The organism is Betaproteobacteria bacterium (assembly GCA_016791345.1).
In the GTDB taxonomy this organism is placed as follows: Bacteria; Pseudomonadota; Gammaproteobacteria; order Burkholderiales; family JAEUMW01; genus JAEUMW01.
On record JAEUMW010000342.1, the window covers coordinates 1 to 8,797 of the forward strand.

Genomic DNA, 8,797 nt, shown 5'->3' on the forward strand with positions numbered 1-8,797 from the left:
GAGACGTCGGAAGGTCTGTCGCAATTGTTGCCGGACGTGGTCGACCGCTTCACCCCGGATGGGCAGGTGCCGAACCTGGATCAGTTGAGCGCAAGCGTGGAAGCGCTCGCACGCCAGTTCCGCGGCTGACGCCTGCCGCGCGTCACCTCTCGCTGAGCATGGGCGGGCCTGCCGGCGCCGCCCGCCGTGCTCTTATGGCCTTCAAGCGCGTCGTCGATGGTTTCTCCTCGCTCGCAGCCTGACCTGTCGCTGAAGCACGCCCGCTCCGCCCCCCGACCGCGGTAGCCGCACGCAATCTTGGAAGCGATGGCACGGCCCCGCCACCTGAAACTGCCGCAGGGGGCCCGTGCTACCATCCGCCCTTTTCTGCGGCGACCCCATGATCGATCCCGTCTACTGGAAGGCCCTCATCCTCGGCATCGTCGAGGGGCTCACCGAGTTCCTGCCCATCTCCAGCACCGGGCACCTGATCCTCGCCGGCGACCTGCTCGGTTTCAACGATGCCAAGGGCAAGATCTTCGAGATCGTGATCCAGACCGGCGCCATGCTCGCCGTCGTCTGGGAGTACCGTCACAAGTTCACACAGGTGCTGGGTGGTCTCGGCTCGGATCGCGCCGCGCAGCGCTTCGCCGTGAACCTTGTCATCGCGTTCATGCCGGCCGCACTGCTCGGGCTGGCCTTCGGCAAGTACATCAAGACCGCGCTCTTCAAACCGGTGCCGGTCGCCATCGCCTTCATCGTCGGCGCCTTCGTCATCCTGTGGGCGGAACGGCGCGCGCACCGGATCACGGTCGACTCCGTCGACGACATGACCTGGAAGGATGCGCTCAAGGTCGGCTGCGCCCAGGCGTTCGCGCTGATCCCAGGCACGTCGCGCTCCGGCGCGACCATCATCGGCGGCCTGCTCTTCGGACTGTCGCGCAAGGCGGCGACCGAGTTCTCGTTCTTTCTCGCGGTGCCGACGCTCATCGCCGCCGGCGCCTACGACCTCTACAAGAACCGCGCGCTGCTCGACCTGCAGGACGCGGGCTACTTCGGCGTCGGCCTCGTGGCGTCGTTCATCTCGGCGTTCCTCTGCATTCGCTGGTTGCTGCGCTACATCATGCGCCACGACTTCACGGTCTTCGCCTGGTATCGCATCGTCTTCGGCGTCATCGTGCTGCTGACCGCCTACACGGGTGTCGTGGAGTGGAGCGCCGGGTGATTCCGCCGCGGGCCGGCGGATGATCGCCGCCAGTCCGTACGCGCGCCTCCTGCAGATCCGCGAGGTGCGCCAACTGGTGATCTCCTCGGTGATCGGGCGCATTCCGGTCGGGCTCTCCACCCTGGCGCTGGTGCTGTTTCTGCAGAGTCAGGCCAGTTCGCTCGGTGCGGCCGGCGTCGCCGCCGCCTGCTACGTGCTCGGACTTGCCACCGTCGCCCCCTTGGTCGGTCGCGCCCTGGACCGCCTCGGCCCGCGCCGCGTGCTGCTGGCGTGCAACGCGCTGCATCCGCTGGCGATGGTCGGGCTGACCGTTATGGCCTGGTCAGGAGCGCAGCGCGGCTGGATCTTCGCCGCCGCCTTCGTGTCCGGCGCCTCGCTGCCGCCCATCACCGTCTGCGCGCGGGCGCTCTATCCGCGCCTGGTCAGCGACGCTGCCCTGCAAAGGACCGCGTACTCGCTCGACTCGGCGATCATCGAAACCGTCTTCATTCTCGGGCCGATGCTCGCCGCTGCGTTTGCCGCCGCGCACGCGCAGGTCGGCGCCATCTGGCTGTCAGCGGCGTGTGCGCTCGGCGGAGGTCTGCTCTTCGTCAACGCAGGGCCGGTACGCGCGTGGCATTCACTCGCGTCGGGATCCGCACCGGCGGCGGCAAGCCCGCTGCGCGACCGTCATCTGCGTGCGGTGTTTGCGGCGGCGATGCTTTTCGCCTTCGCCTTCGGCGCCTTCGAGATCGGGGTGGTCGGCCTCACCGCCGCGCACGAGGTTCCTGCGGCCGCCGGAGTGATCCTGGCGCTGGCGAGCGTGGGCAGCGTGCTCGGCGTTCTCGCCTACGGCGCGCGGTCGTGGCCACTCGATGCCGGCCGGCAATTCCTCGTGCTTCTGCTGCTGATGGCGGCCGGACTCGCCGGGCTGTCGGCGCTGGCGCTCTCTGCAACCGTGCCGGTCTTCGCGGCGGCGGTCGTTCCCGCGGCCGCGCCGATGGCACCCGTGATCGCGGCCAACTCGGTCCTGGTGCTGCGGATCGCGCCGAAGGAACGTGTCGCCGAAGCGTTCACGTGGGCTTCCACAGCGCTACTGGCGGGCATCAGCGCCGGCACCGCAACCGGCGGGACACTGGTCGAGCGCTACTCCCCTACCGCCGCCTTCCTGGCAGCGACGACATCGACCTTGCTCGCTGCCATGGTCGCGCATCCGGCGGCTCGATGCATCGCCCGCGCCGAGCCGAACGCGCGCCGTCCGTCGAGCACGGCTCAGGACTGAACCCATGGCAGACCGGCATGGCGCCAGCCGCCCACGGTGTTGCGGTGTCCGGTGGGATCCTTATCGCCCTCGAAGCCTTCGAGCACGTTGTAGATCTCGGTATAGCCGAGCTGCGTCGCGGCAACGGCCGCTGCGTTGGAGCGCACGCCGCTGCGGCACATGAACATCACCAGCGCTTCGGCGTCGACCTGCTGTCGCAATTGCTGCGCGAAGTGGGGGTTGGGCTGGCTGCCGGGATAAGTGACCCACTCCACTTCGACGGCCCCCGGAACGCGTCCCACCCAGTCGAGTTCGGCTCGCGTGCGCACGTCCACGAGGCGCGCGCCGGGGGCGTGCCGCAACACTTCATAGGCTTCCTTCGGCGTAAGCGCTCCGCTGTAGGGCAGGTTGAGCCGTTGCGCCCGATCCTGAGCGACGGCAAGGAGTTCTGAGAGCGTGGACATGAGTTTCTTCCCGGAAATTGCGTGCGAGGCAGGATCGAAAGTTTACTCTGCCCCCGCTCGATTGCGCGCCTCCGAGTGGTCGCGCCGGCAGCACATCGATGGTGCGTGACGAGCGAAAGCGCACTAAGATTGTGCCCGGAATCCTGTTCGCAGGCCCCAAAGGGATTATCAGACAAAGAATTGCGCCCGATTAGGGCGTGGCACACAAACTGCAGTTTGCGTGCCCTGTTTTTTTGCTCCCACACCCAGTACCCAACAAATCCACGGAGAGAAAGAGCCATGGCGGTTGCCGAGGTAATGAAGCTGATCAAGGACAACGAAGTCAAGTTCATAGATTTCCGTTTCACCGACACTCGCGGCAAGGAGCAGCACGTATCGGTTCCGGTCAAGGCATTCGACGAGAGCAAGTTTACCGACGGCCATGCGTTCGATGGTTCTTCCATCGCCGGCTGGAAGGGCATTCAGGCTTCCGACATGCTGCTCATGCCGGACCCGGATACCGCCAATCTCGATCCGTTCATGGACGAGCCGACCGTCATCATCACCTGCGACGTGCTCGACCCCGCCGACATGAAGGGCTACGACCGCGATCCGCGCTCGATCGCCAAGCGTGGCGAGGCCTACATCAAGCAGACCGGCATCGCCGACACCGCCTATTTCGGCCCGGAACCCGAGTTCTTCATTTTCGATTCCGTCACCTGGCACGTCGACATGCAGGGGTGTTCGGTGAAGATCGACTCGTCCGAGGCGCCCTGGAGCTCGCGCGCCGAGCGTGACGACGGCAACCTCGGACACCGCCCTGCCATCAAGGGTGGCTACTTCCCGGTGCCGCCGGTCGATTCGCTGCAGGACATCCGCTCGGCTATGTGTCTCGCGCTGGAGGAAATGGGCGTTGAGGTCGAAGTGCACCACCACGAAGTCGCCGCGCCCGGTCAGTGCGAGATCGGCACCAAGTTCTCGAGCCTGGTCAAGCGGGCGGACTGGAGCCAGATCATGAAGTACGTGATCCACAACGTGGCTCACTCCTACGGCAAGACCGTGACCTTCATGCCGAAGCCGATCGTGGGTGACAACGGCTCCGGCATGCACGTGCACCAGTCGCTCTGGAAAGGCGATCAGAATCTCTTTGCCGGCAACGGGTACGCCGGCCTGTCGGAACTCGCGCTGTACTACATCGGCGGCGTCATCAAACACGCGCGGGCGCTGAACGCGATCACCAACCCCGGCACCAACTCGTACAAGCGCCTCGTCCCCGGCTTCGAGGCGCCGATCAACCTCGCCTATTCGGCGCGCAACCGCTCGGCCTCCATCCGCATCCCGTACGTGGCGGGCCCGAAGGGTCGCCGCATCGAGGTGCGCTTCCCCGATCCCACCGCCAACCCGTATCTCGCCTTCACGGCGCTGATGATGGCGGGCATCGACGGCGTCCAGAACAAGATCCACCCGGGCGACCCGATCGACAAGAACCTGTACGATCTGCCGCCCGAGGAAGCGAGCAAGGTGCCGAGCGTCTGCTCCTCGCTCGAGATGGCGCTCGAATACCTCGACAAGGATCGTGACTTCCTCACCCGCGGCGGCGTATTCTCGGACGACATGATCGACGCCTACATCGAACTCAAGATGGAGGAGGTCACGCTGTTCCGCCAGACCACGCATCCGGTGGAGTTCCAGATGTACTACAGCCTGTGACCCCGCCAGCCGCAGCGCGGTGACAAGAAGGGCGGGAACCTCCCCGCCCTTTTTTGTTCCGGCCGATCGGCGCCTTTGCGCACACGAACATGCCGCACCGCACGCTCGTCAACGCCTGCGCGGTTCTCGTTCTGCTGCTCGCGCCGGTGAACGCACGCAGCGAGATCTACAAGTGCACGGACGACGAAGGCAACGTGAGCTACACGAACACGAAGCAGAAGGGGTGCATGGCGATGGACATCGGGCCGATCCGCGAGCCGCCCCCGAGCGCTGCGCGGCCCAAGGCGAAGGGTGGGCAGACGGCGGCGCCCGCCAACTTCCCGAGTGTCGATAGCGCAACCCAGAAGCAGCGCGATCAGGGTCGCAGGCGCATTCTCGAAACCGAACTCGGCACCGAGGAACGTCTGCTTGCGGACGCGAGGCGTGCGCTGGTGGAAGGCGAGATCGGGCGCAGCGGCGAGGATCGAACCAGCACCGCCTATGCCGAGCGCCTGCGCAAGCTGAAGGAGACGGTAGGGTTGCACGAGCAGAACGTGGCGGCCCTCAAGCGTGAACTGGCCGCCACCAGGTAGACCAGAGCATGATGGTCCCGTCGGCGTTTGCCGGACTTGAACTGCTCGCCACCGCCGTCATCGTCCTCGATCATGCGCTGGTCGTGGAGTACGCCAACCCGGCGGCCGAGAATCTGTTCGAGTTCAGCCAGCGCAGCGTGGCGGGGCAGACGGTGCAGAAGATCTTCGAGAATCCCGGCGTCTTCGTCGCCGGGATCGAGTACGCGATCGAGAACAACTGCACGTACATGGAGCACGACCTGCACATCGGCACGCCCGGACATGCACGCCAGCACCTCAACTGCACCATCACGCCGATCGAGGTGCCGGGATGGCACGGCGAATGGAGCCGGATGCTGGCGGAGTTCCGACCGATCGACCAGCAACTCAAGATTGCGCGCGACGAACGCATTCTCGACCAGACCGAGGCGAATCGCCTGCTCCTGCGCAGCCTCGCGCACGAGATCAAGAACCCCCTCGGCGGCATCCGCGGCGCGGCGCAATTGCTGGACCGGGAACTGGTGCGCCCGGATCTGTCCGAATACACGCAGGTGATCATGCAGGAGGCCGACCGGCTGCAGTCGCTCATGGAACGACTGCTGACGCCGAACCGCGCGCCGCAACTCGTGCTCGTGAATATCCACGAGGTGCTGGAGCGCGTGCGCAGCCTCATGCTCGCCGAGTTTCCGGAGATCGTCATCGCGCGTGATTACGATGTCAGTCTGCCGCCGCTCAAGGGCGATCGCGAGCAGCTCATCCAGGCGACCCTGAACGTGGTTCGCAATGCGGCACAGGCGCTCGGCGGACGCGGTTGCATCGAGCTTCGCACGCGTCTCGCGCGCCAGGTCACGCTCGCACGCAAGCGCTACCGGCATGCGCTGCTCATCGAAGTGCTCGACGACGGGCCCGGCGTGCCGCCCGCGATCTCGGAGAAGATCTTCTATCCGCTGGTGAGCGCGCGCGATGGCGGCTCCGGGCTCGGCCTCACGATCGCGCAGACCTTTGTCGGACAGCACGGCGGCGTAATCCAGTTCGAAAGCGTGCCGGGAAACACCCGCTTCGCCATCCTGCTGCCGCTGCGGGAGGCGGTGTGACGAGAAACCGTGGATGCCGCCTTCGCGGCCGGGAGTGAAACGTGATGAGCTACGGCGCCGACAGTCGACAAAGCCAGATCATCAAGCCGGTCTGGATCATCGACGACGACCGCTCCATCCGCTGGGTGTTCGAGAAGGCGCTCGTGCGCGAGAACATTCCGTTCAAGACCTTCGCCAGCGGACAGGAAGCGCTCTCCAGCCTCGAGACCGCAACGCCGCAGGTGGTGCTGTCGGATATCCGCATGCCCGGCACCTCGGGACTCGATCTTCTGCAGACGCTGAAGGAACGCCATCCGCATCTGCCCGTCATCATCATGACTGCGTACTCGGACCTGGAGAGCGCGGTGGCGGCGTTTCAAGGCGGCGCCTTCGAGTACCTGCCGAAGCCGTTCGACATCGACAATGCCGTCGAACTCATCCGGCGTGCGCTGGAAGAGAGCCTGCGGCAGACGCGCGAAGTCGAGGTTGCGGAAGCCACGCCGGAAATCCTCGGCCAGGCGCCGGCAATGCAGGAGGTCTTCCGTGCCATCGGCCGCCTCTCGCAATCGCAGGCGACGGTGCTCATCACGGGTGAATCCGGCACCGGCAAGGAACTCGTCGCCCGTGCCCTGCACCGCCACAGCCCGCGCGGCGCGAGCCCCTTCATCGCCATCAACACTGCAGCCATCCCCAAGGATCTGCTGGAGTCCGAGCTCTTCGGACACGAGCGCGGTGCCTTCACCGGCGCGCAGGCCATGCGGCGCGGTCGTTTCGAGCAGGCCGAAGGCGGCACGCTCTTCCTCGACGAGATCGGCGACATGCCCTCGGAGCTGCAGACACGTCTCCTGCGCGTGCTCTCCGATGGGCAGTTCTATCGCGTCGGCGGCCATCAGCCGATCAAGGCGAACGTACGGGTGATAGCGGCCACGCACCAGGATCTCGAAGCGCGCGTGAAGCAGGGGCTCTTCCGTGAAGACCTCTTTCACCGCCTCAACGTCATCCGGCTGCGGCTGCCGTCGCTGCGGGAGCGGCGCGAGGACATCGCCTTGCTCGCGCGGCACTTCCTGCAGAAGAGCGCGCGCGAGCTCGGCGTCGAGTGCAAACGCCTCACCGACGCCGCGGTGCGTTTCCTCTCGGCGCAGGACTTCCCCGGCAATGTCCGCCAGGTCGAGAACATCTGTCACTGGCTCACCGTGATGGCGCCCGGACTCAACATCGACGTCAACGACCTGCCACCGGAACTCAAGGCGGACACCGGAACCCGCTCCGCCGAAGACTGGTCCGGCGCGCTCGAGCGCGAAGTGGACATGCTGCTACGGCGGGGTGACACGGGCATCATCGACGAACTCACACGCCAGTTCGAGAAGTCGCTCATCACCCGCGCGCTGCTGCACACGGGCGGGCGCCGCATCGAGGCCGCCTCCCTCCTCGGCCTGGGTCGCAACACGCTGACCCGCAAGATTCAGGAGCTGGGGCTGGAACGGCGCGACGCCCCCACGCCCGAAGACTGACGCGCGTCAGCCACGCGGCGCAGCGCGTTCGTAGCGGCGCAGCAGCGGCAGGGTCAGCAGCGGCAGCAGGCTGATGATCCCGACGGTGATCATGAGCATCCCCAGGTTCGAGTAATCCGCCTGCGTCACCGCGAAAGCCTCGTTGAGATAGCGCGAGAAGAGCTCGCTCGCCGACAGCGCGAGATTCATCCAGGAAGCCATGATCGCGAACATCGTCGCCTCTGCCCCAGCAGGTGCGCTGCGTGCGATGAGGATCAGCATCGGCACCATGGTGAGTTGCCCGAGCGGTGCCGAGATCGTCGTGTCGACGAAAGCGAGCGTGCGCGCGCTGATGCCGAGCCACTCCTGCAGGCCGTAGAACAGGCCGATGTTCGGCAGGTAGAGCACCGCACCCGCGATCACCACCCAGAACAGCGTGAAGCTCACCGGACGCTCGACGATCGTGCGGCGAAACACGATCAACCCGACGAGCCCGAGGATCGAGCTCACCTGCGCGAGCAGGCCGAGAAACTTCTGGTCGAAGCCGAGCTTGTCGATCGCCCAGTAGCTGTAACCCTGACCCACGCCGGGGGTTGCGCGGAACAGAAAGATCACGACCGCGGCGACCGCGACCGCGGCGGAGATGCCGACTTGCCGGAGCAGCACGCCGATCAGCACGACCGACACGAGGAGCACGATCTCCTGCGTGAACGGAACATCGAGCGCATTCAACACCACCCCGAGCGCCGCATAGCCCAATCCGATGCCGAGCACCAGTTGCGCCCGCCCGTGGCCGAGCGGGCCTGCGTCGGCTGCCGCCACTGCGCGTCGCGCAGCACCTCGGATCCAGGGCAGCGTGAGGAGGACGAGTGCGGGCAGCGCCGCCGCGACGGCGAAGGTATTGCGCGGCCCGAGGTGCTCCGCCAGCACGCCGCTGAGATAACCGACGCTGATGCCGCCGGCGAGCACCGCCATGCGGCCGAGCGCCTGGATCTGGCCGAGTTCCTCGTCGTTCCGCGCGACCTCGACGCTCAGCGCGTCCGCCACCACGTCCTGCATCATGAAACCGACGGTGATCAGCAGCAT

The 8,797-nt window shown here is 66.2% G+C and carries 8 protein-coding genes; 6 read left to right on the forward strand and 2 right to left on the reverse strand.

What is annotated here, in order from left to right:
* Positions 1 to 379 precede the first annotated feature (379 nt).
* Positions 380 to 1,204, forward strand: coding sequence for an undecaprenyl-diphosphate phosphatase (locus JNK68_13460; protein ID MBL8541363.1), 825 nt, complete (start codon positions 380 to 382; stop codon positions 1,202 to 1,204).
* A gap of 19 nt (positions 1,205 to 1,223) precedes the next feature.
* The gene (locus JNK68_13465; GenBank protein ID MBL8541364.1) at positions 1,224 to 2,465 is read left to right on the forward strand and encodes an MFS transporter; all 1,242 of its coding nucleotides are present in this window, start codon (positions 1,224 to 1,226) and stop codon (positions 2,463 to 2,465) included.
* On the opposite strand, the gene JNK68_13470 is transcribed toward JNK68_13465, so the two are convergent.
* On the reverse strand, positions 2,456 to 2,908 hold the full coding sequence (locus JNK68_13470) for a rhodanese-like domain-containing protein (protein ID MBL8541365.1): 453 nt from the start codon (positions 2,906 to 2,908) through the stop codon (positions 2,456 to 2,458). The two genes, JNK68_13465 and JNK68_13470, sit on opposite strands and share 10 nt — an antisense overlap.
* A 279-nt stretch (positions 2,909 to 3,187) precedes the next feature.
* On the opposite strand from JNK68_13470, the gene glnA reads away from it, so the two are divergent.
* The 4 genes from glnA to ntrC all read left to right on the forward strand — a co-directional run bounded on the left by glnA (position 3,188) and on the right by ntrC (position 7,732).
* Positions 3,188 to 4,597, forward strand: a complete 1,410-nt coding sequence (gene glnA, locus JNK68_13475) for a type I glutamate--ammonia ligase (GenBank protein ID MBL8541366.1) — start codon at positions 3,188 to 3,190, stop codon at positions 4,595 to 4,597.
* Positions 4,598 to 4,686: 89 nt separating this feature from the next.
* Positions 4,687 to 5,169, forward strand: coding sequence for a DUF4124 domain-containing protein (locus tag JNK68_13480; GenBank protein ID MBL8541367.1), 483 nt, complete (start codon positions 4,687 to 4,689; stop codon positions 5,167 to 5,169).
* An 11-nt stretch (positions 5,170 to 5,180) separates the two neighbouring features.
* Positions 5,181 to 6,242, forward strand: a complete 1,062-nt coding sequence (locus JNK68_13485) for a PAS domain-containing protein (GenBank protein MBL8541368.1) — start codon at positions 5,181 to 5,183, stop codon at positions 6,240 to 6,242.
* 44 nt (positions 6,243 to 6,286) lie between these two features.
* Positions 6,287 to 7,732 carry a nitrogen regulation protein NR(I) gene (gene ntrC, locus JNK68_13490; GenBank protein ID MBL8541369.1) on the forward strand — a complete coding sequence of 482 codons (1,446 nt, stop codon included), beginning with the start codon at positions 6,287 to 6,289 and terminating at the stop codon, positions 7,730 to 7,732.
* Positions 7,733 to 7,738: 6 nt separating this feature from the next.
* On the opposite strand, the gene JNK68_13495 is transcribed toward ntrC, so the two are convergent.
* Positions 7,739 to 8,797: hypothetical protein (locus tag JNK68_13495; GenBank protein MBL8541370.1), on the reverse strand; the 1,059-nt coding region annotated here is incomplete at its 5' end.